The 24,884-nt window shown below is 68.7% G+C and carries 22 protein-coding genes; 11 read left to right on the forward strand and 11 right to left on the reverse strand.

Annotation, left to right across the window (positions count from 1 at the left end):
- Window positions 1-59 precede the first annotated feature (59 nt).
- Window positions 60-1,373 (forward strand): MFS transporter, encoded by a 1,314-nt coding sequence (locus tag ACWGCN_RS01100; protein WP_387446040.1) that lies wholly within the window; start codon window positions 60-62, stop codon window positions 1,371-1,373.
- Here the strand turns inward: ACWGCN_RS01100 and ACWGCN_RS01105 are convergent.
- Window positions 1,342-1,578, reverse strand: a complete 237-nt coding sequence (locus tag ACWGCN_RS01105) for a hypothetical protein (protein ID WP_387446039.1) — start codon at window positions 1,576-1,578, stop codon at window positions 1,342-1,344. The two genes, ACWGCN_RS01100 and ACWGCN_RS01105, sit on opposite strands and share 32 nt — an antisense overlap.
- A gap of 92 nt (window positions 1,579-1,670) precedes the next feature.
- On the opposite strand from ACWGCN_RS01105, the gene ACWGCN_RS01110 reads away from it, so the two are divergent.
- Window positions 1,671-3,194: a DUF4185 domain-containing protein gene (locus ACWGCN_RS01110; protein WP_378989358.1), complete on the forward strand. Its 1,524-nt coding sequence runs from the start codon at window positions 1,671-1,673 to the stop codon at window positions 3,192-3,194.
- A gap of 1 nt (window position 3,195) precedes the next feature.
- Here the strand turns inward: ACWGCN_RS01110 and ACWGCN_RS01115 are convergent, their stop codons facing one another.
- The 7 genes from ACWGCN_RS01115 to ACWGCN_RS01145 all read right to left on the reverse strand — a co-directional run bounded on the left by ACWGCN_RS01115 (window position 3,196) and on the right by ACWGCN_RS01145 (window position 8,996).
- Window positions 3,196-4,053 carry a 5-oxoprolinase subunit C family protein gene (locus tag ACWGCN_RS01115; RefSeq protein WP_378989359.1) on the reverse strand — a complete coding sequence of 286 codons (858 nt, stop codon included), beginning with the start codon at window positions 4,051-4,053 and terminating at the stop codon, window positions 3,196-3,198.
- Window positions 4,054-4,122: 69 nt separating this feature from the next.
- The gene (locus ACWGCN_RS01120) at window positions 4,123-4,797 is read right to left on the reverse strand and encodes a 5-oxoprolinase subunit B family protein (protein ID WP_378989360.1); all 675 of its coding nucleotides are present in this window, start codon (window positions 4,795-4,797) and stop codon (window positions 4,123-4,125) included.
- A gap of 15 nt (window positions 4,798-4,812) precedes the next feature.
- Complete coding sequence (locus ACWGCN_RS01125) at window positions 4,813-5,562, reverse strand: LamB/YcsF family protein (RefSeq protein ID WP_378989361.1); 750 nt, start codon at window positions 5,560-5,562, stop codon at window positions 4,813-4,815.
- A 99-nt stretch (window positions 5,563-5,661) separates the two neighbouring features.
- Window positions 5,662-6,906 (reverse strand): sulfate/molybdate ABC transporter ATP-binding protein, encoded by a 1,245-nt coding sequence (locus ACWGCN_RS01130; RefSeq protein ID WP_452458667.1) that lies wholly within the window; start codon window positions 6,904-6,906, stop codon window positions 5,662-5,664.
- Window positions 6,903-7,736 (reverse strand): ABC transporter permease, encoded by an 834-nt coding sequence (locus tag ACWGCN_RS01135; RefSeq protein WP_379315135.1) that lies wholly within the window; start codon window positions 7,734-7,736, stop codon window positions 6,903-6,905. The genes ACWGCN_RS01130 and ACWGCN_RS01135 overlap by 4 nt, the downstream gene beginning before the upstream one ends.
- A gap of 121 nt (window positions 7,737-7,857) precedes the next feature.
- On the reverse strand, window positions 7,858-8,601 hold the full coding sequence (modA, locus tag ACWGCN_RS01140) for a molybdate ABC transporter substrate-binding protein (RefSeq protein ID WP_452449744.1): 744 nt from the start codon (window positions 8,599-8,601) through the stop codon (window positions 7,858-7,860).
- On the reverse strand, window positions 8,598-8,996 hold the full coding sequence (locus tag ACWGCN_RS01145; RefSeq protein ID WP_378653545.1) for a TOBE domain-containing protein: 399 nt from the start codon (window positions 8,994-8,996) through the stop codon (window positions 8,598-8,600). The genes modA and ACWGCN_RS01145 overlap by 4 nt, the downstream gene beginning before the upstream one ends.
- A 138-nt stretch (window positions 8,997-9,134) precedes the next feature.
- Here ACWGCN_RS01145 and ACWGCN_RS01150 point away from each other — a divergent pair, with 138 nt between their 5' ends.
- Entirely contained in the window at window positions 9,135-9,950 is an 816-nt protein-coding gene (locus tag ACWGCN_RS01150; protein WP_378989365.1) for a hypothetical protein, read from the forward strand.
- Here ACWGCN_RS01150 and ACWGCN_RS01155 read toward each other — a convergent pair whose 3' ends face one another.
- Entirely contained in the window at window positions 9,951-11,414 is a 1,464-nt protein-coding gene (locus ACWGCN_RS01155; RefSeq protein WP_387446033.1) for a CCA tRNA nucleotidyltransferase, read from the reverse strand. It abuts the gene before it with no gap.
- Window positions 11,415-11,635: 221 nt separating this feature from the next.
- Between ACWGCN_RS01155 and ACWGCN_RS01160 the strand changes: the two genes are divergently transcribed.
- Window positions 11,636-12,091, forward strand: a complete 456-nt coding sequence (locus tag ACWGCN_RS01160; RefSeq protein ID WP_228536794.1) for an NUDIX hydrolase — start codon at window positions 11,636-11,638, stop codon at window positions 12,089-12,091.
- Window positions 12,088-14,556 carry a DUF6049 family protein gene (locus tag ACWGCN_RS01165; protein ID WP_378989367.1) on the forward strand — a complete coding sequence of 823 codons (2,469 nt, stop codon included), beginning with the start codon at window positions 12,088-12,090 and terminating at the stop codon, window positions 14,554-14,556. Before ACWGCN_RS01160 ends, ACWGCN_RS01165 begins: the two co-directional genes overlap by 4 nt.
- 72 nt (window positions 14,557-14,628) lie before the next feature.
- On the opposite strand, the gene ACWGCN_RS01170 is transcribed toward ACWGCN_RS01165, so the two are convergent.
- On the reverse strand, window positions 14,629-15,234 hold the full coding sequence (locus ACWGCN_RS01170; protein WP_452458666.1) for a hypothetical protein: 606 nt from the start codon (window positions 15,232-15,234) through the stop codon (window positions 14,629-14,631).
- 660 nt (window positions 15,235-15,894) lie between these two features.
- Between ACWGCN_RS01170 and ACWGCN_RS01175 the strand changes: the two genes are divergently transcribed.
- From ACWGCN_RS01175 to ACWGCN_RS01200, 6 genes are all read left to right on the forward strand, one after another.
- Window positions 15,895-19,512 carry a murein biosynthesis integral membrane protein MurJ gene (locus tag ACWGCN_RS01175; RefSeq protein ID WP_452458673.1) on the forward strand — a complete coding sequence of 1,206 codons (3,618 nt, stop codon included), beginning with the start codon at window positions 15,895-15,897 and terminating at the stop codon, window positions 19,510-19,512.
- Between the two features lie 295 nt (window positions 19,513-19,807).
- Window positions 19,808-20,404, forward strand: a complete 597-nt coding sequence (gene sigM / locus ACWGCN_RS01180) for an RNA polymerase sigma factor SigM (RefSeq protein ID WP_378635242.1) — start codon at window positions 19,808-19,810, stop codon at window positions 20,402-20,404.
- 96 nt (window positions 20,405-20,500) lie between these two features.
- A complete protein-coding gene (locus ACWGCN_RS01185; RefSeq protein WP_378989371.1) occupies window positions 20,501-21,241 on the forward strand; it encodes a hypothetical protein in 741 nt (246 codons plus the stop codon).
- A gap of 88 nt (window positions 21,242-21,329) precedes the next feature.
- Window positions 21,330-22,316, forward strand: coding sequence for a thioredoxin-disulfide reductase (gene trxB, locus ACWGCN_RS01190; RefSeq protein ID WP_378634632.1), 987 nt, complete (start codon window positions 21,330-21,332; stop codon window positions 22,314-22,316).
- A gap of 32 nt (window positions 22,317-22,348) precedes the next feature.
- On the forward strand, window positions 22,349-22,681 hold the full coding sequence (gene trxA, locus ACWGCN_RS01195) for a thioredoxin (protein WP_189031738.1): 333 nt from the start codon (window positions 22,349-22,351) through the stop codon (window positions 22,679-22,681).
- Between the two features lie 132 nt (window positions 22,682-22,813).
- Complete coding sequence (locus ACWGCN_RS01200) at window positions 22,814-24,025, forward strand: N-acetylmuramoyl-L-alanine amidase (RefSeq protein ID WP_378989372.1); 1,212 nt, start codon at window positions 22,814-22,816, stop codon at window positions 24,023-24,025.
- Window positions 24,026-24,083: 58 nt separating this feature from the next.
- Here the strand turns inward: ACWGCN_RS01200 and ACWGCN_RS01205 are convergent, their stop codons facing one another.
- On the reverse strand, window positions 24,084-24,809 hold the full coding sequence (locus ACWGCN_RS01205) for a GNAT family N-acetyltransferase (RefSeq protein WP_378635240.1): 726 nt from the start codon (window positions 24,807-24,809) through the stop codon (window positions 24,084-24,086).
- Window positions 24,810-24,884: the final 75 nt, after the last annotated feature.

The raw sequence follows: 24,884 nt of genomic DNA on the forward strand, positions 1-24,884 counted from the left end.
ATGACGTGTCGACTCATCCCCCTGACGGCTCGAATACGGCGGATGAGCAGCCGATCTCGATGAGACATCTGCTTCGCGACACCCGCGAGGTGGTCCGCCGGAACCCGCGGGTGCCACGTCTGGCCCTGCTGCGGCTGGCCGCGCAGTTCGGTGACGGGATGTTCCAGGCGGCCCTGTCGGGCGCGATCCTGTTCAACCCGGAACGCGAGACCGATCCGCTGGCCATCGCCGCCGGTTTCGCGGTGCTGCTGCTGCCCTATTCGGTGCTCGGGCCGTACGCGGGCGCGCTGCTGGATCGATGGGATCGGCGCAATGTGCTGCTGGTGGCGAGTGTGGCGCGGGCGGTGCTGATCGGCGTGGCCGCGATCGGGCTGTTCGTGGGCGTGGGGGAGACGCCACTGCTGGTGCTGGCGCTGGCGACGGTGGGGATCAGCAGGTTCGTGCTGGCCGGTGTGTCGGCGGCGCTGCCGCGCGTGCTCGAACAGCGCTGGCTGGTGCCGATGAATTCGGTGCTGGCGACGGTGGCCTCGGTATGTGCCGGGATCGGCGCCGCGGCGTCGGTGGCGGTGATCGCGCTGATCGGCGCGGGTGACGCGGCCTCGGCGGTCGCGGTCGCGTTGAGCGGGATCGGCTCGCTGGTCGGCGCGGTGCTGGCCTTGGGGTTCCGCCCGCATGTGCTCGGTCCCGACCGCGGCTCGGCGGGGACCGAGAGCACCGTGCACGCCATCGCGACCGGTCTGCGCACCGGCGCACGGGCCGTGTGGCATTCGGCCCAGGTGACCACGGCGATGATCGGGATCGGCGCGCATCGCGTCGTCTTCGGGATGAACACGCTGATCATGGTGCTGGTGCTGCGTCAGCCCACCGACGGCACCGAGATGAGCGGCGGGCTGGTCGGGTTCGGGGTCGCGATCGGCTTCGCGGCGGCGGGCATGCTGCTGGCCGCGATCGGCGCGCCGATCCTGATTCCGCGACTCGGCAGGCCGCGCACGGTACTGGTGGGGCTCTCGACGGCGGTGATCGTGCAACTCACGCTCGTGACGCCCATCGCGCTGGCCACCGGTCCCGCGGTCGACAACGCGCACCGGCTGCTGCTGGCAGGCGCGTTCGGGCTCGGCCTCGCCGGGCAGACGATCAAGCTCACCGGCGACGCGAGCATGCAGATCGACATCGACGACGACCAGCGCGGGCAGGTATTCGCCCTGCAGGACACGGTTTTCAACGTCTGCTTCGTCTTGGCGATCGCGGTGACCGCGCTGGTGATCCCGGCCGACGGACGTTCGATCGGGGTGGTGCTGGCCGGCGCCGGGGTGTACGCCCTCGGCATCGCGGCCATCGCGCTCAATTCCCGTCGAGCCAGGGTGGCCTGCTGAGGGTGCCCGCGGTTTCCTGGGCCAGCACCGTGCGGTGATCGGCGGTGGCCAGCGGGATATCGGGGAGGAGCGTGTCGTGGTCGATGCCGGTGTCGTAATCGATCCAGAGGGCGTCGACGACGCTCGTGTCGGCCAGTTCGTCGTGGCTCGACCAGTGGTGCACGACCGCGTCGCCGGTTCCGAAGACGTACTCGATTTCGTTCACATGTGTTTGGACGCACGGCAACAGCGATCGGTTCCGGTAAGTTCTCACAAGATCACAGGTGTTCCTCGCCGACACCGATTCGAGGGAGCCAGATGCGCGCAAGACCGGTATCGCACGGAACTGCCGCCGTGGGTGTGGTGCTGTCCGCCATCCTCGCCGTCCCCGCGCAGGCGGGCCCACTGCCGTGGGTGCCTCCGCCGGTGAATCTCTGCGGAGAAACAGGATTCGACCCGGTCAACCGGCTGCCGGACCCGGCCGCACCGCCGGCGCCGGTCCTGCCGCCGAGCATCGACATCCCCGTCTGGGTGCCGCAGCTGACGCCGGTACCGATTCCCGACCCGCCGCACGACAACACGCGCGTCGCACAGGTTCCGCTGCCCACCGATCCGTGCCGCAATCCGTGCCCGGAGGTCCGTGACACGCCGGAACCCGAACCCGAAAGTTCGGACGAGTCCACCTCGACCGGATCGGCGATCGCGTTGCCGCGGATCAGGATCAACCCGGAGATCGAGCCGATTCCGATCCCGGTGCCCGGCGGCGAGAGCGAACCGGCCCAGGAAGCGCCGGAACCGGTGATCCGGCCGATCGAACGTGGCCCGCTCGCGGCGCCGGTCGCGCCCGCGAAGGTGGAGTCCGTCCGCCTCGTGGACCAGGTCACCGGACACGGCTCGACCAACCGGACCGATATGCGCTGGCAGGTCGACGGCACCGACCTCGGGCTGTTCTGGGAAACCGAACCGGGCAAGGTGGCCATGGTGTTCGGCGACACCTTCGGCGAGGGCTGGGCCTACGGCGGCGCGGGCTCCGACGGCGCCGACTGGCGATCGAATGTGCTGGCCTACAGCACCGACAAGGATCTGAACGACGGCATCACCATCGACTCGATGGTGCAGGACAGCCCCTGTCACGCCGCCGAACTCCTCGGCAGCCGCAAGATCAAGAACTGGGAGACCACCACGATCCCGACCTCGGGGTTCGCGCTCGGCAAACGGCAGTTCATGAGCTACATGTCGGTGAACCACTGGTCGAAGATCCCCGGCATGTGGATGACGAACTACGGCGGACTCGCCTACTCCGACGACGGCGGCTCGACCTGGACCAAAGATCAGCATGCCCGCTGGGAGAACATGTTCGGTCTCGGGCAGTTCCAGGTGGCGGCGATGGTGCCGCACGGGGATTACGTCTACATGTTCGGCACGCCCAACGGCCGGATCGGGATGATCGGCCTGGCCAGGGTGCGCAAGGCCGACGTGCTCAACAAGACCGCCTATCAGTACTGGGTGGACGGCAATTGGGCGCCCGCGGCGCAGAACTCGGCGACACCGCTCGTGAACGGGATGGCCAGCGAGCTGTCGGTGCGGTTCGACGAGGAAAGCCGGCAGTGGCAGATGGTCTATCTCGATTCGGCCGCGAGCCAGATCGTGTTGCGGACCGCGGGCCAGCCGCAGGGCGCCTGGACCTCGACCGTGCCGCTGGTGTCCACCGAGATGTATCCGAAGGCGTACGGCGGGTTCATCCATCCCTGGTCGACCGCGCAGGACCTCTACTTCACGATGTCGGCGTGGGACAGCTACAACGTGTACCTCATGCACGCGCGATTGAATCCGCCGCGCTGAGTCAGGACGCCGCCACGAACAGCAGCCGGTCGCCGGGGCGAGCCTGCGCGACACGGTCGACATCGGCATCGAGGACGACGGCGATCACCGGATAACCGCCGGTGATCGGGTGATCGGCCAGGAAGACGACGGGCTGACCGCTCGGTGGCACCTGCACCGAGCCCAGCGCCACACCCTCGGAGGGCAATTCGCGGCCGATCGACCGCACCAGCGGGGGTCCGTCGGCGCGATCCAGCCGGGCGCCGACCCGGTCGGTGTCGGTGGAAACGATCCAGGAACCGCGGAACAGCTGATCGGGATCGGTGAACCAGTCCGCGCGCGGGCCCGGACACGCTCGGACCGTGAGCACTTTCGGCGGCAACGGAACCGGCGCGAATTCCACGGTCGGCAGGGTGCGCGGCGGGGGACCGACCGGCAACTGCGTGCCGACCACCAGCGGGTCGGGACCGATACCGGACAAGGTGTCGCGGCTACGCGAACCCAGCACCTTGGCCACATCGATACCGCCACGCACCGCCACGTAGCTGCGCAGACCGGTATTCGCGAGGCCGAGTCGCAGCACCTGGCCCTCGTCGAGTTCGAGCACACTCGCATGCCCGACCGGGGTGCCGTCGACGGTGGCGGGGGCGGGCGCGCCGGTGACCGCGACGGTGAGGTGACCGTCGGCGCGCAGGGCGAGGCCGCCGAGCAGTGCTTCGATGGCGGCGAAGTTCTCCGGATTGCCGACCAGCCGGTTCGCCAGCCGCAGCGACCCGCGGTCGGCCGCACCCGCCTGGCCGACGCCGGAATCGAACCAGCCCTGTCTGCCCAGGTCCTGCACTGTCGCGAGCGGCCCCACCCGTTCGATGAAGATCAGCATTCGATCTCTCCCCGATTCGCTGTCGAGGCGGCGCACCGTTGAGCAGCCCTTGATTTTCCGCCGAAGCAGCTATTCCTCGGAAGCGACGAACCTGATCGCCGAACCCGCCCGCACCAGCGCGGGTGGATCGCGGTCCACCGCCCACATTCGCAGATCGGTGGTGCCGATCAACTGCCAACCGCCCGGCGTGCCGCGCGGGTAGACCGCCGAATATCCGCCGGCCAGCGCCACCGCGCCCGCCGGGATGGCCGTGCGGGCATGGGTGCGGCGTGGCACCGTGAGCCTGCCGTCGGGCGAGGTGAGGTAGCCGAAACCGGGCGCGAAACCGACGAACGCGCACCGCCAGACAGTGCCGGTGTGCGCCGCGATCACCTCCGGGATCGACAGGTCGAGCAACCGGGCCACCTCGGGCAGGTCCGCGCCGTCGTAGTGCACCGGGATCTCCACGACCGCCTCGGTATCCGGCACTGTTCCACGGGAAACATCCGGCGAATCCGCTTGCGGTGGCTCGTGATCCAGCCGGTCGAGCAGCGCGACGAGTTCACGGCGGACCTGCACGCCATAACTCACCGAATGCATGGTGACCAGCACGGTTTCCGCCGCGGGCAGCACATCCTCGACACCGGCTATCGCGTGCACGCGCAGCGCGGAGGCCAACCGCTGTACCGGGCGCGGGTCGTCGAGGGTGATGAGCACGGCGCGGTCACCCGCGGGCCGGATCCGCGCGTTCCAATCGATGTCCATCGTGCCTCCCACCCCTCAGCTGAACGGCTCCACCGGTATCCCGGCTTCGTCGAGCGCCCCCCGGATCCGGCGGGCCATCTCGACGGCCGCCGGAGAGTCGCCGTGGACGCACACGCTGGCCACGGACACGGCGACCGTACCGGGACCGTCTACGGTACGCGCGGTCCCCGACAGCGCAAGAGTTGTCGCCTGGGCCACGGCGTCGTCGGCCGACAGCACCGCCCCGGCAACTCCGCGCGGGGCCAGCGAACCCGTTGCAGTGTAAGCCCGGTCGGCGAATCCCTCACCGACGAAACGCACCCGCTGAGCGGCCCGTTCCAGTTCGGTACCCGCCGGTCCGAGCAGCGCGAGACCGGGTTCGGCTTCGGCCACCGCGGCGACAAGGGCTTCGGCGAGCAGGCGATCGCGGGCGGCCGCGTGGTAGAGCGCGCCGTGCGGTTTCACATAGCGGACCCGGTCGCCCGCCGCCCGCGCGAAGGCCGCGAGCGCGCCGATCTGATAGAGCACCTCGTCGCGCAGATCGGCCGGGGCGATGGCGATATCGCGGCGGCCGAAACCGACCAGATCGCGATAGCCGACGTGCGCGCCGATCCGCACACCCTTGGCCACGGCGAGTTCGCAGGTGCGGCGCATGGTGGCCGGATCGCCTGCATGGAAACCACACGCGATGTTCGCGCTGGTCACGATGTCGAGCATGGCGGCGTCGTCGCCCATCCGCCACGGGCCGAAGCCCTCGCCCAGATCACTGTTCAGGTCCAGCGGCATGTGATGCCCTCCGGTCTTCGCGGGTCACTCGCCGGGAATGTACCCCGGTATTTCGAGCATGAACGCACAGATTCATACCGTTATCACCCGGGGCGTGGTTCAGCAGGCGTACACGCGGACCTCGGTGGCCTTCACCGCGAAGTACACCCGCGCACCGATAGTGAGCTGGAGTTGGGCGACGGCCGCCGGGGTCAGATCGGCACACAGGCCGGGAGCCCGCGGTGCGTCACCGCGGACTCGGACGATGCCGCCCCGGTCGGTGATCTCCGCGATGTCGACGGTGAAGACGTTGCGTGGGCTGCCGCCGGGCCGGGTGCGGAAGACCGACACCGCGGCCGGGGAGAACACCGCGGCCGCGCGGGCACCGGGTACGAAATCCCCGACAACGCGGCCGTCGACGCCGAGATCTTCGACCAGCACAGTCCCGAAGGCCGGGGCCTGCTCGTCGAGGGGCGTACGCGGCATCGCCGGTTCATCGGCACCTGGCTGATCCGCTGAACTCGGCTGATCCCAGGATTGAGCCGCCGACGCGGGCAGCAGCGCCGACTCGACCCCGGTGCCGCGCAGGAGGTTGAGGCCGGCGACGCGGGCGGCGAAGGGGTTGCGCGGATGCGACATCACCTCCGCGACCGGGCCGGACTCGACGATGCGGCCCGCCTCCAGAACGACGAGGCGGTCAGCGAGGGTGATGGCATCGATGATGTCGTGGGTGACCAGGACGGCGCATCGGGGGTGGGCGCGGCCGGGTTCGTCGCGCAGGACACGACGCAGCAGGGTGCGCATGGCCGGGGCCACGTCGACGTCGAGCGCCGACATGGGTTCGTCGAGGAGCAGCAGGTCGGGGTCGACAGCGAGGGCGCGGGCCAGGGCGACGCGCTGAGCCTGGCCGCCGGAGAGGGCACCGGGGTGGCGGTCGGCGAAGGCGGTCGCGTCGACCGCGGTCAGCCAGTCTTCCGCGATTTTCCGGGCGGTGCGGGTGCTCGCGCCGCGGCTGCGCGGGCCGAACGCGACGTTGTCGCGCACGCTGAGGTGGGGGAACAGGAGCGGATCCTGGGCGAGGAGGGAGACGGCGCGTCGATGTGGCGGTAGCGCGATGCCTTCGGCGGTGTCGGTGAGGCTGCGATCGCCGAGTCGTACGTGGCCTTCGTCTGGGACGACCAGCCCGGCGATCACCTGGAGCAGACTGGATTTACCCGCACCGTTGGGGCCGAGCACGGCAAGCACCTCGCCCGGGGCGACGTCGATCCGCACGTCGAGATCGCGGGCGGCGATCCGCGCCGATACCGACAGACCGGTCGGACGGTTCGACGCCGCAGCGGGCGAGGACGCGGATTCCTCGGTCACTTCACGCCGCCGATCGCTCGCGGAGCACCGGCGCCGCTGCGCAGCTGGGTGCCGGGGATCGGGCTGGTGCGGCGGTAGGCGAGCAGGACGATCAGGACGGCGACGACGATCAGCACCACCGACAGGGCGACGGCAGCGTCGGGATCGGCTTCCCGCTGGAGGTAGATCTCCAGCGGGAGGGTGCGGGTGCGGCCTTGGAGACTGCCCGCGAAGGTGAGGGTGGCGCCGAATTCGCCGAGGGCGCGGGCGAAGGCGAGGACCGCGCCGGAGATCAGCGCGGGTCGAAGCAGGGGCAGGGTGATCCGCCACCAGACCGTATTCGGACCCGCACCCAGCGTCGCGGCGATCTGCTCGTAGCGGCTACCCGCCGTCCGCAACGCCCCTTCGAGGGTGAGCACCAGAAAGGGCAGTGCCACAAAGGTTTGCGCCAGCACGACCGCGGTCGTGCTGAACGCGATCTGAATCCCCGCGGCTTCCAGGTGCTCGCCGAGCAGCCCCCGTCGGCCGAAGGTGTAGAGCAGCGCGATACCGCCGACCACCGGCGGTAATACCAAGGGCAACAACACCAGAGCGCGCAACACCGGCATCCCCGGCCACCGGGCCCGGGCCAGCACCGCCGCCATCGGCACCCCGAACACCAGGCACAGCACGGTGCTCGCGGTCGCGGTGCGCAGGCTCAACCACAGTGCGTCCCTTGATGCTTCGGTACTCACCAGCTCGACGAACCGACCCCACTCCACTCCCCAGGCCAACGCGGCCAGCGGAAGCACCACCAGCGCGAACCCGATGACGGCGGGCACCGGCAACCACCGAGGCAACCCGGTGCTCACGCGACACCGACCCCCGGCCGATCCGGAATCTTCACGACACCAGCCAACCAGCAGGACCGGGCACCGCCCGCGCAACACGCGGCGATGCCGGGTCCGCCTGCGCCGCCGATGCCGACACCGATCACGGCGCGCCGAACCCCGCCGCGGCCAGGGCTGCCCGACCGGTGGGGCCGGTGACCAGTTCGGAGAATTTCTGCGCGTTCGCGGCCTGCTTCGAATCCGCCACCACGGCAATCGGATACGAGTTCACGGCCGCCGACGCCTCGGGCACCGCCACGACGCCCACCTTCGCGCCCGCGGCGGACGCATCGGTGACGTAGACGAAGCCGGCGTCGGCCTGGCCGGAGGTCACCTTGGTGAGAACATCGGCCACGGAGGACTCCTCACTCACCGGACGCAGCGTGGCGCCCGCGGCGTCGGCGACCTTCTTCGTCGCCCGGCCGCACGGAACCTGGGGAGCACAGACCACCAGGGTGGCGTCGGCGAGGTCGTTGATTCCGGTGATGCCCTTGGGATTTCCCGGTGCGGTGACCAAGGTGAGGACGTTGGTGGCGAAAGTGGCCGGGGCCGCGGTGATTCGGCCGCTCTGGACCGCCTTGTCCATGGTCGGCTGGTCGGCCGAGGCGAAAACATCAGCGGGAGCGCCCGCTTGGAGCTGGGCGGCCAGATCCGACGAACCGGCGAACGAGAACTGCACATCCACACCGGGATTGGCGGTCTCGAAGTCCTTCTCCAAACCGGTGAACACGCTCTTCAGCGACGCCGCGGCGAACACGGTGAGCGTGGATTGCTCGGTATCGCCACTCCCGCAACCACTCACGGTGACCAGCACCAGCGCGGCACCGAGCGCGACCCGGCCGATCATTCGGCGGCCTTCTCGACCACCACTGTCGTGGCCTTGACGCTCGCCAGCGCGACGCTGCCCGGCTCGAGCCCCAGCTCGCGCACCGATTCGCTGCTCATCAGCGAAACCACCGTGAAAGGACCGCATTGCATCTCCACCTGTGCCATCACCGTGTCGGTCACCACGCGAGTGACCAGACCCGGAAACCGATTGCGTGCCGAACTGGCACTACCCACCTGGGTGTGTGGCGTGCGTGCCTGGTCGACGGCGTGTTCGGCCAGCTCCCGGCCGTCCAGCACCAGGCGGCCCGCGGCGTCCTTGGTCGCCGTGAGGGCGCCCGTGTCGATCCAGCGACGCACCGTGTCGTCGCTGACACCGAGCAGATCGGCCGCTTCCTTGATTCGCAGTTTCGCCACCCGATCAGGATATGTCCGCATATTCGGATGTAACAAGAAAACAACTCCGCACCTTCGGAAGCAACCGGTGGTGATATCCCATAATCGGGTCACACTTCATGGCCACCGGCGACGCGGCCAAGTACGCTCGGAGCCATCATGGCCACGTATTTCGATCCGAAGTCCTGGTCACTGGCAGGCGCTGTCGATATGGGCAAACGTCTGCTCGACCCGTCATGGATCGACCAGTGGCTCGGCTTCACCACGTCCTGGGCCGACCCCGTCGCCGACCTCGGTTCCGGCACCGTCACCGCGCTCATGCCCGATGTGCTGATGACCGTGCTCAGCGAGGGCATCCTCAGCCGTTTCGGCGGCCAGGAGATCAGTGCCACGCTGCTCGGGCACGACCTCACCGCCACCCTCGACACGTTCAAGCTGCGCAGACGCGGCGCTCACTTCCAGAGCAAGACCGTGCTGTCGAACCTGGTCTGGGACTCACATCCGTTCGACACGGTCACCGTGGTCGCGCACGGTGTGCGGCTGATTCCCGGTGTGCCCACCAAGGTCCGGGTCCAGCAACTCGACATCGAGGGCGCCATCGGCATCGGCGCGCTGGCGGACTGGGTGGACGCCCAGAACCTGGATTGGCGGGTGCGCCTCGACCAGCGCGGACAGATCGTCGCGACGCATCGCACGCGCAAGATGCGGGCGGTCGTCGACGGGCAGGTCTACGACAACCTGCTCACCCTCGACATCCGCAAGGCCAGTTGGTACGGCATCCGGCTCCCCAAGCGCGTGGTGCCCGCGCCCGCGCTACTGCTCGACGACCTGCCCAACCGGGCCAGCATCTCCTACGCGCACCGGCGCGGTGACGTGGTGAAATTCCGGCTCGAACTGCCCGAGACCACCGGCTCGTTCGACCTGACCCAGATCCGCGACGCCATCATCGCGGGAACAACGCTGATCGTCTTCTGATCAGTTCTGCGTGGCCCACCATTCCCGCAGGGCGGCTTCGGCCTCGTCGCGGGTCATCGGGCCGCGGTCGAGTCGCAGATCCTTCAGGTACTTCCATGCCTTACCGACCTGCGGCCCCGGCGGCAGCCCGAGCAGTTCCATGATCGCGTTGCCGTCCAGATCCGGGCGCACCCGGGCCAGGTCCTCCTGCTCGCGCAGCGCCGCGATCCGCTCCTCCAGCTCGTCGTAGGTCGAGCGCAGGGCCGCGGCGCGGCGCTTGTTGCGGGTGGTGCAGTCGGCGCGCACGAGCTTGTGCAGGCGTTCGAGCAGGTCGTCGGCGTCGGTGACGTATCGGCGCACCGCCGAATCCGTCCACTGTCCCTTGCCGTAACCGTGGAAACGCAGGTGCAGGAACACCAGGCGCGCAACCTCTTCGGTGAATGCCTTCGGGTACTTCAGCGCTCGCATCCGCTTGCGCACCATCTTCGCGCCGACCACCTCGTGGTGGTGGAAACTCACGCCGCCCGCGGGCTCGTTGCGTTTGGTGTCGGGCTTGCCGATGTCGTGCAGCAGTGCCGCCCAGCGCAATACCAGGTCGGCGTCGCCTTCCTCCTGGTCGATCGCCTGCTGCAGCACGGTCAGCGAATGCTGGTACACGTCCTTGTGCTGGTGGTGCTCGTCGATCTCGAGCTTCATCGCGGGCACCTCGGGCAGCACGCGCTGCGCCAGTCCGGTGTCGCACATGAGGTTGATGCCGTCGATCGGGTGGTCGGCGCCGATCAGTTTGTCGAGTTCGGCGCGCACCCGCTCGGCGGTGATCCGGTCGATCTGATCGGCCATCTCGATGATCGCCGCACGCACCCGCGGCGCGACCTCGAAACCCAGCTGGGCGACGAAGCGCGCGGCCCGCAGCATCCGCAGCGGATCGTCGTCGAACGAATCCTGTGGCGCCGCAGGAGTATCCAGCACGCCTTCGAGCAGCGCTTCGATCCCGTTGAGCGGGTCGACGAATTCCAGCGACCCGTCGGCGGCGATCTTGACCGCCATCGCGTTCACCGTGAAATCGCGGCGCACCAGGTCGCCCTCGAGTGAGTCGCCGAAGGTGACCTCGGGATTACGCGAGACCCGGTCGTAGGTATCGGCGCGGAAGGTGGTGATCTCGAGCTGCTGATCTTTCTTGGCCGCGCTGACCGTACCGAAGGCCAAGCCGCCGGTATCCCACAGGTGGTCGGCCCACCCACGCATCAGCTCCTGCACGACCTCCGGCCGCGCGTCGGTGGTGAAATCCAGGTCGTTGCCGAGCCGGCCGAGCACCGCGTCACGCACGCTGCCACCGACCAGATAAAGACTGTGCCCCTTCTCGGCGAACATCGCCCCCAACGGCGTCAAAACATCATTGAGCTGCCCCAAAGTCACCGCCGCCCCCGCCAGCAGGCGAGCACGACGATCCGCCACAGCATCAGGGACAACATCGGGGGAAACCACGAACGTCGACTTTACCGACCCGGTCCAATCGATTGCGCCCCTGCCGCCTCTGAGCGCCCCCAACTGCGGGACACCAGGGGGCGCAAACCCCGCGGCACCGCAGGTGCCGCAAAAACAAACCCAGCTAAGCTGGCGAGGTGTCTCCTCCGGCCGATCGCGCGAACAGTCGACGCCGCCAGCCGCGGCGGCGCGGTTCGGCGAACAACGCCGGCAAACCCCGCATGCGCACCGTCCGGGAAACCTCGGCGGGCGGCCTGGTCGTCGAAGGGCTCGACGGCCCCAAGGAACAGCGCACCGCCGCGCTGATCGGGCGCACCGACCGTCGCGGACGACTGTTGTGGTCGCTGCCCAAAGGGCATATCGAAGAGGGCGAGACCTCCGAGCAGACCGCGATCCGCGAAGTCGCCGAGGAAACCGGAATCGACGGGGAAGTGGTCGCCGAGCTCGGCAGCATCGATTACTGGTTCGTCACCGAGGGCAGACGGGTACACAAGACCGTGCACCATTTTCTGCTGCGGTGTCTGGGCGGTGAGCTGTCCGACGCCGACGTCGAAGTGACCCAGGTTGCGTGGGTTCCGTTGAGCGAGTTGGATTCCCGACTGGCCTACGCCGACGAACGGCGGTTGGCCGAAGTGGCGAACCGATTGATCGACCGGATGGAGACCGGCAAGCGATGACGGGTGGACTGATCCGGCTGATCACGGCGGTCCTGACCATCTTGGGTTCGATGACGCTGCTGCCCGCGGTCGCGCACGCTCAAACGGACGGGTCGGGAACGCCGAAGTTTCTCAAGCTGACCCTGGACGCGGTGGCGCCGGGCACGGTCACCACCGGCAGCGACCCGAAGCTGACCATCTCCGGCACAGTCACCAATATCGGCGACCGGGTCGTCGACGACGTGAGCGTGCGGATCCAACGGGCCGCCGCGGTGGCTTCGCCGAGTGGGTTGCGCAGTTCGCTACGGCTGGACCAGGTGAACTACGAGGTGACCGGTCCGTTCCAGGATGTGGCGCCGCAGTTGAGTCCCGGTCAGCGCAAACAGTTCTCGGTGAGCATCGCGTTGCGCGCGGGCTCGGAGGCATCGCTCGGGCTCACCGATCCCGGGGTGTATCCGCTGCTGCTCAACGTCAACGGTGAACCCGCCTACGGCACCCAGGCCAGGCTCGACGACGCGCGCTTCCTGCTCCCCGTCCTCGGACTGCCGCCGACCGGTGTGGACGGCAGCGCGGAACCGGCGGTGACACCGCCGCCGGAAGCGTCACCGATCGCGACCACGATGATCTGGCCGCTGGCCGACCGGCCGCGCATGGTCGCGGGCAAGCCCGGCTCGGTGAACGGCCAGGCCGAACTGCTCGATGACGAACTGGCGGCCTCGGTCGGCAAGGGCGGGCGGCTCGAACAGCTCGTCGCCGCGCTGGAATCGGTGGTGCCCGCGCCGGGCAAGGACAGAAGTGTGGCCGGATCGGTGTGTATCGCCATCGATCCGGACCTGGTCTCGACCGTGCAGACGATGACGCGCGGCTATCGGGTGCTGGCCAGTCCGTCGGATCCGAGCGGGGCGACCAGGGAAGGGACCGGGGCGGCCAACGCGCAAGCCTGGCTCGACCGGTTGCGTGCGCTGGCCGGGTCGATGTGCACGGTGGCCCTGCCGTTCGCGCAGGTCGACGTGTCGGCACTGGCTGCGGTGAACGATCCGGGTCTGTCGGCGCGGGCCCTGCTCGCGCCCGCCGACGTCGTGGACTCGATCCTCGGCACGCAGTCGCTGCGCGGGGTGAGCCTGCCCGATTCGGGCAGCATCGACGATCCGGCCGGGCTGTTGTTGCGCGAGCACGGATACGGCACGGCGGTGCTGGCCGGTTCCGCGGTGTCGGGTGACGGGTCGCCCGCCGATACCGACAACGCGCTCACCTCCGCTCCGACCACGCTCACGCCCGATGTGGTCGTCGGTGGGGAACAGTCCGCGCCCGATGTCGTGCGGGTGCCGGGCGTGAGCGTGGAACCGCCCGCCGGCGCCGCCGCCGGGACCGATCCCGCGCTGCGGGTGACCACCTTCGACATCTGGTCGGCGACCGCGCTGGCCGCGGTCGGCTCGAACCCCCCGACGCCGTCGTTCACACCGTCGAAGGTGCGGTTCGACGTCACCAACGACTCACGCGCGGCCCGGTTGCAGGACGCGCTCGGCGCGATGGCCTGGAGTGCGCTCAATCCGTCGCCGGACCGGCCGCGCTCGCAGCTGCTGATGCCACCGCAGCAGTGGGGTGCCAGCCGGGAGGAGGGCGTCGCGCTGCTCAAGCAGGTCGAACTGCTCACCCGCAACAACCTCGCCGGCCCGCGCAGCTTCACCGACCTCGTCACACAGGCACCCGACCCGCGGCCGTTCGCGCTGGAGTATCTGCCGCGCGCCGCCCAGGACGCCGCGCCGGAACAGTTCATCGGACCGGTGCACGACCAGGGCGCCCGGGTGACCGAGCTGATGCGCGCGCTGGTCGAACTGCCCGAATCCGAGCTCACCCCGCACGCGTTCCTCACCCCGGCACGCGAGGATCTGCTGCGCGCGCTGAGCCTGTCCGACCGCAGGGCCGACAACGACACGCTCGCCGACCTGCACGCCCAGCGGCGCATCGACCAGGCGACCCGCGAACTGGACACGATGTTCTCCTCGGTCTCGGTGCTGCCACCGGGCGGGGTGTACACGCTGGCCTCCGAGCAGAGCCCGTTGTTGCTGGTGGCGCGCAATGAACTGCCCGTCGCCATCCGGGTGATGTTCCGGATCGAAGCGCCCGCCGAGACGAACATCACCGATATCGGCGAACAGCTGCTTCCGCCGTCCGGGACCCGGTCGTTCCAGATCCCGACCGAGGTGAGCGACAGCCGTAAGCTGGTCATTCCGATCGCCCTTACCACCCCGGACGGGATAGCGCTAGGAGAGGCGACCTCGGTCTCGGTGCGCTCGAACGCCTACGGTCAGGCCCTGGCCATAATTACCGCATGTGCCGCGATACTGCTGTTGCTGCTGGCCGGGCGCCGACTGCTGCGGCGGTTCCGCGGACAGCCCGACCCCGCCGACGAAGGGTTCACCCCGGAGACGGTCGAACGGGCGGGTCGGTTGCGGCGCGCACGTCAGCGGCTGCAACGGCAGTGAACACCCGCGCCTGACGCGCGGTCAGGGCACCATGACAGACAAGGACGAGAGTGGCACTGGTGAGCGAAACGCTCATCGGACCGGCGGGATTCGCGGGTTACGCCGGGTACAGGAGGCATGATGGGCGACGATGATTCCGCTCATCGGCGTGACCACGACGACGACCCGACCCTGCGCCGGGCGCCCAGTGCTCCGTGGGAACGCGGGATGACGGCCGGACAGGACGCCGACCGCGACGAGGCTGCACAGCACGTGGATCGGCGGCCCGGCGCGCCTGGTCATCGACCGGACGCCGCGCCTCGCGATGGCCGACCGCCGGTACGCCCCGGTGATCCGGCGTTCGAACAGCCCGGTGGATTTCGTCAGCCGGGGAATCGGCCCGCGGTGGATCTGCCCGGCGCGCCACGTCATCCCGCTGCGCCAGGTGCTCGGCCCGGGGTGCGGCCCGAACAGGCCGGATACCGTCCCGGGCCGGATCACGGCGCCGCGCCGGCTCCCGGTCGCCCCACTGAACAGCCACCGGCCGGGTTCCGCCCGGCACAGGGTCAGCCACGCCCGGCCGACTACCGCCCGGATCAGCAGCGCCCGCCCCAGGGCGACCGCCAAGGGCGCGGGCCCGCTCCACGTCAACGACCGCCCGGCCAGGCGAATCGTTCGGGTGAATTCCCGCAGCAGCAACGTCCCGGACCGCCGCCGCGCCCCGGTGTAGGCGGCCCTCCCGGCGCACCGCAGCCTCCTGCCGGTCCGCCCGGCCTGCCACCGCGCCCCCCTGCTTACGGGCCGGACGGTCGCCCTGTACCTCCCCAGCAACGCCACGCACCTGGTTCCGGCGCGCGCTCGGGCGAATTCCCGCAACAGCAACGGCCCGGACCTGGTTCCGCCGGCCGTTCGGGCGAATTCCCGCAACAGCAGCGCCCCGGACCTGGTTCCGCCGGGCGCTCGGGTGAGTTTCCGCAGCAGCAACGTCCCGGACCGGACGGATTCGCCCCGCGGCGATCCGGGCCGAACCCGTCGGGCGAGTTCCCCCAGCAACGACCGGTCCCGCCGCGCGGTGGGCAGTCCGGCGCCATTCCGAGACAGGATCGGCCCGATCAGGCCGGTGGCCGCAGGCAAGGCCCGCCGGAGCAGGGACGTCCGATGCCGTCGCGGGGGAGTTTCCCCGGGATGCCCGCCGCGGACCCCGCCCGGGATGGCCGCCAGGCAGGCGCCGGATTCGGCGATCGTGGCCGGAACGCGAGCGGTGTGCCCGCCGGCGATCGGTCAGCGGAGCGGACTCAGGTCATCGCCCGGCCCCAGAAGGTAGCGGCCGAACCTGCCGGCAAGGCGGGCGGCGCCCCGATGAGTGCCAACGCGAAGCTGCTCAAGGACTCGGGTTCGATCGCCGTCGCGACGCTGATCAGCCGGATCACCGGATTCGCCAAGCAGCTGCTGTTGCTGACCGTGCTCGGTCCGGCCATCGCGAGTGCGTTCATCTCGGCGAACCTGATCCCGAACATGGTCGCCGAGCTCGTCCTCGGCGCCGTGCTCACCGCCATCGTCGTGCCGACCCTGATCCGCGCCGAGCAGGAGGACGCCGACAACGGCGCCGCGTTCGTGCGCAGATTGGTGACAGCGGCCTTCACCGTGCTGTTCGTCGCCACGGTGCTCACCTTGGCGGCCACGCCGATCCTGGCCGGTCACGTGCTCGTCTCCTCCGACGGCAAGGTGAATACGAACCTGACCGTCGCGCTGACCTACCTACTGGCACCCGCGCTGCTCTTCTATGGCATGTCCGCGCTGTTCACCGCGATCCTCAACACCAGACAGGCGTTCAAACCGGGTGCGTGGGCACCCGTGATGAACAATGTGGTCGCGTTGACGGTGCTGGCGGTCTACGCGCTGACACCCGGCGAGATCACGCTCGACCCGGTACGCATGAGCGACCCGAAACTGCTGGTCCTCGGCCTCGGCATCACCGCGGGCGTGGCGACACAGGCACTCTGTCTGCTGCCCGCGATCCGCAGGCACGGGATCAACCTGCGTCCGCTGTGGGGAGTCGACGCGCGGCTCAAGCAGTTCGGCAAGATGGGCATCGCGATCATCTTGTACGTGCTGATCAGCCAGGTCGGCTTGGTGGTCGCGAACAACATCGCCTCCTCGGCCGACGAAGCGGGTCCCGCGATCTTCGCGAACGCGTGGGCGCTGTTGCAGCTGCCCTACGGCGTGATCGGGGTAACCCTGCTCACCGCGATCATGCCGAGGCTGAGCCGCAGCGCCGCCGACGACGACACCCCCGCCGTGGTCGACGACCTGTCCGTAGCCACGCGACTCACGATGATCGCGATGCTGCCGATCGTCACCTTCATGACGCTCGCGGGCCCGGAGATCGGCCAGGCGCTCTACGGCTACGCGCGATTCTCCGGTGACGCCGAACGGCTCGGCAGCGCGGTGAGCTGGTCGGCGTTCTCGCTCATCCCGTATTCGCTTGTACTCATCCATCTGCGGGTGTTCTACGCGCGCGAGCAGGCATGGACACCGACCTGGATCATCCTCGGCATCACGACGATCAAGATCCTGATCTCGGCGCTGGCACCGGTCATCGCCCGCGACAGCGACGACGTGGTGATCGTTCTCGGTGTCGCCACCGGCCTCGGTTTCACCGCGGGCGCGGTGATCGGCGGCGTGCTGCTGCACCGCAGCCTCGGCGACCTGCGAATGGTCAATGTCGGCCGAACTGTGACCAGAGTGTTGCTCGCCTCGATCGCGGGCGGCGCGGTGATGCTGATCGTCGACTCGGTGACCGGACTCGACCGCGTCTCCGGCGGCGCGGGCTCGCTGCTGCGCGTCGTCGTCGATTCGCTGGTCATGTTCTCGGTGGCCTTCGGCCTGATGCGTCTGGCCGGTATCCCCGAGGTCGTCGCCATCACCGTGGCGATCTCGCGCAAGCTCGGCATCACCCCGCCCGCGCCGGATCTCGGACTCGACGACACCCCGGCAGACGACATCTACGCGACCACCGTCCTGCGCCGTCCCGATACCTACGGATTCCCCGCATATGGGCAGTCTTTGGACACCCAGACCATGGTGCTTCCCGTCATTCGACCGGGCGCTGTTGACAGCACCGGTAAAGCACAGTTCCCGTACGCTGTTCCGCAGACCGACACGGGTTTTCAGGCCGAAGGAGGACCGAGGGTGAGCGATGACGCGGTGGGCGGCGTCCCGGCCGCTGATTCTGCGGCGCGCGCGGCAGCAGGAATGTCCACCGAGGTCGGGCCCGATGCGCCGAACTCGACGGATTCCGAACATACCGACGCGCCAGACGAAGGCGATACGCACGAAGACGACGCACGTTCGGCCATGCCGCCGCACGGTCCGACATACGACACCGGCATGCTGCCGATTCCCCCGCAGGTGCCCCCGAGCGCCGCGGCCAACCGTGGGCAGCGTGGCCCCAAGCTCATCCCCGGCGCGTCCGTCGCCGGTGGCCGGTACCGATTGCTGGCCGGTCACGGGGGTGCGCGCGGGCTGAAGTTCTGGCAGGCACTCGATATCAAGCTCGATCGCGAGGTCGCGCTGACCTTCGTGGACGCGGATCAGACCTCGGGCGAGAACTCCGGTCACGACGGCCCGCAGGCGGTGCTGTCGCGCACGCTGCGATTGGGCCGGATCAATTCGCCCGGCCTGGCCAGGGTGCTCGACGTGGTCCGTGGCAGCTCCGGCGGCATCGTCGTGGCCGAGTGGACCCCCGGTCGTTCGCTGCGTGAGATGGCCGAGACCGTGCCGTCGCCGGTCGGCGCGGCCAGGGCCATCAGGGCGCTCGCCTCGGCGGCCGAACTCGCGCACCGTGGCGGCGGCTCGCTGTCGATCGATCACCCCGATCGGATCCGGATCAGTGCCTCCGGTGACGCCGTCCTCGCGTTCCCCGGCACCCTCGGCGATTCCGACGCGCAAGGCGACGTCCGTGGCCTCGGCGCGATGCTCTACGCCCTGATCACCGCACGCTGGCCGATTCGCGTCGGCGGTGTCACCGGGTCGGCGGCCACCATCGGCGGCCTGCGACTGGCCGATTTCGGGCCGGACGGCACGCCGGTGGAACCGCGGCAGATCCGGCCGGAGGTGCCGTTCGAGATCTCGGCCGTCGCGGTTCGCTCGCTGGAATCCAACAAGGGCGTGCGCACCGCTGCCACCGTGCAGCACGTGCTCGAGCAGGCCTCGGTCGTCGATCAGAAGACCGACTTCATTCCGGTCTTACGTCTGGGTCAGCGGGCTGTGGCCCCCGGTGCCGATTCACTCGCCGACCCGGAACTGCTCGCGGCCGAGCGGGAACGCTCCAAGCGGATGATGTGGATCATGGTCGGCCTCGGCGTGCTCGCCGCGCTGGTGGTCGGCGTGCTGATCTGGTGGATGGTCAGCATCTTCGCGCCCGGCGCGTCGGACAAGCCGCTGGACCAGCAGATCAATATCGGCCTCACCTCGAGTGTGGCTCCGCCCGCGGCGTCCGCACCGCCCGCCGACGACCCCGCGGCACCGCCGACGAGTGTGCCGGTGCCGGTCACCGGTGCCGCGGTGTTCTCCCCGGAGGGCACCCCCGACGGCGCCGCGGCGGCGGGCGCGGTGCTCGACCACAACGCGGCGACGGTGTGGCGCACCGATCAGTACTTCCAGCAGTTCCCCGCCCTCAAGAAGGGCGTGGGGCTGCTGGCCACGCTGCCGACGCCGGCCAAGCTCACCAATGTGTCGATCACCTCACCCAGTGCGGGCAGCACGGTCGAGATCCGTACCTCGCCCACCGAGGCGCCCACGCTCGACCAGACCCAGCTGATCGGTTCGGCCAAGCTCGGTGACGGCGTCACCGATATCGCCGTGCAGACCGATCAGGCCGCTCGTTTCGTGCTCGTCTGGATCACCGGACTGGCGAATTCCGGCGGTCAGTTCCAGACCGCGATCGCCGACGTCCGCTTCGACGCGGCCCCTTAGTCTCATCGCGCCGTAAAACCCTCCCACCTCTGCTATCTGCGCAGGTGGTCGATCATTTCCGGGCCCACTGTCGATCTTCATCGAACCGCGGTCCGGTTGGTGCGTAATTGTTATCAACGATATGATCCCCCCGCGCTCTCGGTTGAGAGTTACCCAGGATTTGTTGACGTCGATCCTGGACGTCGCGTTGTAGTCAGGTGATGGATCGGCCTTGTTCGTCGGCTCGAAGTCGCCGTAATGAGCGCTGTCCAAGGGGTCAGTTTTGTCGCCGGATGTCAACGAGCAAGTCCGCGGTGTGCCACCGCGGCAGGTCGCGCCCAGCGTCCGCTCGTTCCTGGAGAACGGCAGCGACAAGCAACTGCTTGCCGCCCACGTTCGCGGGGAACCGTATGTCTTCGCCGAACTGCTGCGCAGGCATTCCGACCATCTCTGGCAGACCGCGCTGCGCACGTCCTACAACCGCGAGGACGCTGCCGACTGTCTGCAGGACGCCTTGTTCTCGGCCCATCGCACCGCCGACTCGTTCCGCGCCGAATCCGAGGTGCGCAGCTGGCTGCACGCGATCGTGGTGAATGCCTGCCTCGACCGGATCCGGCGCAACAAGACCCGTCGCGCCGTGTCGATCCTGCCCGACACCATGCCCGAGGCGGTCGACCCGCACGACGCCTTCGCGCACTACGAACTGTCCACCGTCGTGAGCGAGGCGCTGTTCACCCTCCCTGACGAACAACGATTAGCCCTGGTCATGACCGAGATGGAGGGCCGCAGCGTCGCCGAAACCGCCGCTGCGCTCGGCGTGGCGCCGGGCACGATCAAGAGCCGATGCGCCCGAGCGCGCGTACGTTTGCAAGAACGTTTGGAATTTTTCCGGGATCCAGGGAACCGGATGTAGTCGGGATGCGTCATTAACAGTGACGAACAAGTCAGCGATGTAAATCCTGCGATCCGATATCGACAGAACAGGGGAGGTGCGAGGGTGTCTCGATCCGTGCCGCAGCCTCCGTTCCCGTCGGAACTGCTGGCCGATCTGCATGCCGACAACCTCGCGCCCGAATTGTGCGAGCAGCTGTGGCCCGTGGTCCGCACCGACGAAGACGCGCTGCACTACCTGAACAAGCTCGACGAGGTGAACACCCACCTCCGCACGCTCGCCACCGACGAGCGGGTCATGCACCGCATGCCCGACGACGTGGCCGACCGCATGTTCCGATTCGTCGCCGAACTCGACGCGGGGGAGGGCCCGACCGAGCGCATCACGCCGCTCGCTGCTGTTCCCCCCGCACCGGCCGGCGAGGCCCCGATCTCGCTGGATCGCTACCGCTCCCGGCGCCGACTGGGGCTACTCGCCGCGGCCGCCGCCACCGTGGCCGTCCTGGCGGGCGCCGGTGCCGTGTTCAGCACGTTCGACACCACCGAGGGCACCCCCACCGCCGCGCCGTTCACCGAACCGGCGGCCGCCGACGAACTCACCACCGCCGCCGCACTCCGCGCACTGGGCAAACGCGACGTGATCGGCCCGCTGGCCGACGAAGCAGCCCTCACCCGCTGCGTGCAAGCCAACGGCATCGACCGCGCGGTACTGGGAGCGTCGAATATCACTTTCCGTGGCTCCGACGCCGTCCTGGTCCTCGTCCAGGGCGAGCAGGCCCCCACCATCACCGCCCTGGTGGTCGGTACCGGCTGCACCACCGGCACCCCGGAACGGCTCACCCTGCGCGACATCGGTTGAGGGACCAGCCGCAAAGAAATACCGGGAACAACACCGTTTAGGCTGTTGTTGACCGACACGTCCCAGCTTTACTTCTCGGAAGGTCCCCATGAGCACGCCAGTTCGCGACCTGATCATCGTCGGCTCAGGACCCGCCGGCTACACGGCGGCCGTCTACGCCGCCCGCGCGGAGCTTTCGCCGCTGGTCTTCGAGGGCACCCAGTTCGGTGGCGCCCTGATGACCACCACCGAGGTGGAGAACTTCCCCGGCTTCCGCGACGGCATCATGGGCCCCGACCTCATGGAGCAGATGCGCGACCAGGCCAAGCGTTTCGGCGCCGAGCTGCGCACCGAGGACGTCGACGCGATCGACCTGTCCGGCCCCGTGAAGAAGGTCACCGTCGGTGACGAGACCTTCGAGGCCTACGCCGTGATCCTCGCGATGGGTTCGGCCGCGCGCTACCTGAACGTGCCGGGGGAGCAGGACCTGCTCGGCCGCGGTGTGAGCGCCTGCGCCACCTGCGACGGCTTCTTCTTCAAGGGCCAGGACATCGTCGTGGTCGGCGGCGGCGACTCCGCCATGGAGGAAGCGACCTTCCTCACCAAGTTCGCCGCGAGCGTCACCATCGTGCACCGCCGTGAGGAGTTCCGTGCGTCACGGATCATGCTCGAGCGTGCCAAGGCCAACGAGAAGATCAAGTTCCAGCTCAACTCCGAGGTCGTGAAGGTCAACGGTGAGAAGAGCGTCACCAGCCTCACCCTGCGCGACACCCGCACCGGCGCGGAGTCCGAGCTCGACGCGACCGGCCTGTTCGTCGCCATCGGGCACGATCCGCGCAGCGAACTCGTCAAGGGCCAGGTCGCACTCGACGGCGAAGGCTATGTGCAGGTGACCGATCCGGGCACCGCCACCGATGTCGCGGGCGTTTTCGCCGTGGGCGACCTCGTCGACCACACCTACCGGCAGGCGATCACCGCCGCGGGCACCGGCTGCCGCGCCGCGATCGACGCCGAACGCTGGCTCGCCGAGCAGGGCGACATCACCGCCAACACGCTCGACCACGCCGATGGCCCGGCCGCCGTGCGCGCCAACTGATTTCGAGTTCCACCCCTGTCGAGGAGACACCCATGGCCGAGAGTGCCAACACCATCACCGTCACCGACCAGTCCTTCGCCGACGACGTCCTGCTCAGCGAAAAGCCGGTGCTCGTCGACTTCTGGGCCGACTGGTGCGGCCCGTGCAAGATGGTCGCCCCCGTGCTGGAGGAGATCGCAGGCACCCACGCCGACAAGCTGACCATCGCCAAGCTCGACACCGAGGCCAATCCCGGCACCGCCCGCGACTACCAGATCCTGTCGCTGCCCACGATGATCTTGTTCCAGGGTGGCAAGCCGGTGAAGCAGATCGTCGGCGCGAAAGGTAAGGCGGCGCTGCTGCGCGAGCTCGACGGTCTCATCTAACACAGAGCATCCGATAAAAGCGTCTCCTACCGGCCGACGCGCCGTAGGATGCCTGGACCCGGGATTCCCGCAAAGCGGCCCGGGTCTGAGACAATCGACGGACGCTCCGGCCGAAGGAAAGGGCTCTTACGCATGCACCGACTTCGTCACGGCGATTCAGGACCAGCCGTCGCAGAGGTTCGGAGCACCCTCGCAAGCCTCGGTTTCCTGCATCTCCCACACGTCGAATCCACTGACGGACCGGAGTATTGGAAGGACACCGAGGCGGTGTTCGATCGGCCCCTCGATTCGGCGATCCGCGCGTTCCAGCAGCAGCGCGGTCTTCTCGTCGACGGGGTGGTCGGTCCGGCCACCTATCGCGCGCTGAAGGAAGCCTCCTACCGGCTGGGTGCTCGCACGTTGATCTACCAATTGTCGGCGCCGCTCTACGGTGACGACGTGGCCACCCTGCAGCGCAAGCTGCAGGATCTCGGCTTCTACGTGTACCGGGTGGACGGGCACTTCGGCCCGCACACCCACGACGGGCTCAGCGCGTTCCAGCGCGAGATCGGCCTGTCCGCCGACGGTATCTGCGGACCCGACACCTTGCGCTCGCTGGATCTGCTCGGCGCGCGCGTGACCGGTGGCAACCCGCATCGCATCGCCGAGGAAGAAGTGGTGCACCGGGCGGGCCCGCAGCTCACCGGCAAGCGGATCGTCATCGACCCCGGATTCGGCGGCGCCGACAAGGGTTTCGCGGTACCCACCGAATACGGTGACGTCTACGAGTCGGAGATCCTGTGGGATCTCGCTTCCAGGCTCGAAGGCCGGATGGCCGCGACCGGTATGGAAACCTTCCTGTCCCGGCCGTGGGGCGCCAACCCCACCGATGTCGAACGCGCCGACACCTCCAACGCCTTCGATGCCGACCTGATGATCTCGCTGCGCTGCGCGACCAGTGACAACCCGTCCGCTAAGGGAGTGGCCGGTTTCTACTGGGGCAACTCGCACGGTTCGGTGTCGATGATCGGTCAGGTACTGGCCGGTTTCATCCAGCGCGAAGTGGTGGCCCGAACCTCGGTGCAGGACTGCCGGACTCATCAGCGCACTTGGGACCTGTTGCGCCTGACCAAGATGCCGACCGTGCAGGTCGACCTCGGCTACCTCACCAACGACTACGACGCCTCGGTGCTCACCAACCCGCGCATGCGCGACGTGATCGCCGAAGCGATTCTGATCTCGGTGAAGCGGCTCTATCTACTCGGCCAGGACGACCAGCCGACCGGCACCTATACCTTCGCCGAGTTGCTCGCCGAAGAACTGGCGGCCGCCGACGCGGGCAACGTTCCCGCCCCGCGCGTCTAGCCCCACACAAGACCAACGGCCCCGCGGTTGTCCGCGGGGCCGTTCTTGTTGTCTCGGGTCAGTGCGCGCCGACGCGCGAGGGCGGTTCCATCGACGCCGCCGCCAGGAGTTGGTCGAGCGCGCGCTCGACGTCTTCCTTCCAGCCGTGATCGGAGTCGAGTTCCAGGCGCAGCCGGGGGAAGCGGTGGTGCGGGGCCACCACTTCGAAACCGACCTCGGCGAGGAAATCCGCGTCGATCATGCAGGTTTCGGGAGTGCACCTCGTCGCGGACGACGGGTCCCGCAGCGGCGCCGCGATCCGTTCCATCAACCGCATCGACGATCCGAAGCCGCGATCGGCTACCGAACTCGACGGTGGGCCGTTGCGAATGCCGAATGCTTCCAGCGCTCGCACGCCACGACGCACCAGATCGGCCACCACGGCCTGAACAAGGCGATGGGCTACATCGGCCTCATCGTAGGGGAATTCGGCCTGCAGCGTGGTCAGCAGGACCGCGTCCGGGCTTACTGGGGACGTGGGGAACAGCGCGGAACGTGGCACGGCACTCGGGGGGGAGTACAGCGCACAGCCCGCGAGGTTGTTGTCCACGTGGGCCACCTGCCCGCACGAACCCCACTCGAGCATCACCGTCGAGAGCCAGGCTTCCTTTTCGAAGACTGGATCGCTGAACGCGTGCGAGTCCGCGGCGACGGCCGGGTCGAGCTCCCAGAACACACACCGCCGGGTGTGCGCCGGGAGCTGACCGAGCCCGTCGAGAGTCAAAGCCGTGACGCTGGTCGACACCGCTCTGTTCAGCCTCCAGCTGTCGGATTCATCCACGCTCACGCCACATCACTATCCACAGTACGTGCCGCCTCT

The organism is Nocardia sp. NPDC055050, from assembly GCF_053608345.1.

What these genes read in the sequence shown, in the direction of transcription:
- ACWGCN_RS01100 (WP_387446040.1), top strand. Translation starts at nt 60, where the DNA reads ATGAGACATCTGCTTCGCGACACCCGCGAGGTGGTCCGCCGGAACCCG.
- ACWGCN_RS01110 (WP_378989358.1), top strand. Translation starts at nt 1,671, where the DNA reads ATGCGCGCAAGACCGGTATCGCACGGAACTGCCGCCGTGGGTGTGGTG.
- ACWGCN_RS01115 (WP_378989359.1), bottom strand. Translation starts at nt 4,053, where the DNA reads ATGCTGATCTTCATCGAACGGGTGGGGCCGCTCGCGACAGTGCAGGAC.
- ACWGCN_RS01120 (WP_378989360.1), bottom strand. Translation starts at nt 4,797, where the DNA reads ATGGACATCGATTGGAACGCGCGGATCCGGCCCGCGGGTGACCGCGCC.
- ACWGCN_RS01125 (WP_378989361.1), bottom strand. Translation starts at nt 5,562, where the DNA reads ATGCCGCTGGACCTGAACAGTGATCTGGGCGAGGGCTTCGGCCCGTGG.
- modA (WP_452449744.1), bottom strand. Translation starts at nt 8,601, where the DNA reads ATGATCGGCCGGGTCGCGCTCGGTGCCGCGCTGGTGCTGGTCACCGTG.
- ACWGCN_RS01150 (WP_378989365.1), top strand. Translation starts at nt 9,135, where the DNA reads ATGGCCACGTATTTCGATCCGAAGTCCTGGTCACTGGCAGGCGCTGTC.
- ACWGCN_RS01160 (WP_228536794.1), top strand. Translation starts at nt 11,636, where the DNA reads ATGCGCACCGTCCGGGAAACCTCGGCGGGCGGCCTGGTCGTCGAAGGG.
- ACWGCN_RS01165 (WP_378989367.1), top strand. Translation starts at nt 12,088, where the DNA reads ATGACGGGTGGACTGATCCGGCTGATCACGGCGGTCCTGACCATCTTG.
- ACWGCN_RS01175 (WP_452458673.1), top strand. Translation starts at nt 15,895, where the DNA reads ATGAGTGCCAACGCGAAGCTGCTCAAGGACTCGGGTTCGATCGCCGTC.
- trxB (WP_378634632.1), top strand. Translation starts at nt 21,330, where the DNA reads ATGAGCACGCCAGTTCGCGACCTGATCATCGTCGGCTCAGGACCCGCC.
- trxA (WP_189031738.1), top strand. Translation starts at nt 22,349, where the DNA reads ATGGCCGAGAGTGCCAACACCATCACCGTCACCGACCAGTCCTTCGCC.
- ACWGCN_RS01200 (WP_378989372.1), top strand. Translation starts at nt 22,814, where the DNA reads ATGCACCGACTTCGTCACGGCGATTCAGGACCAGCCGTCGCAGAGGTT.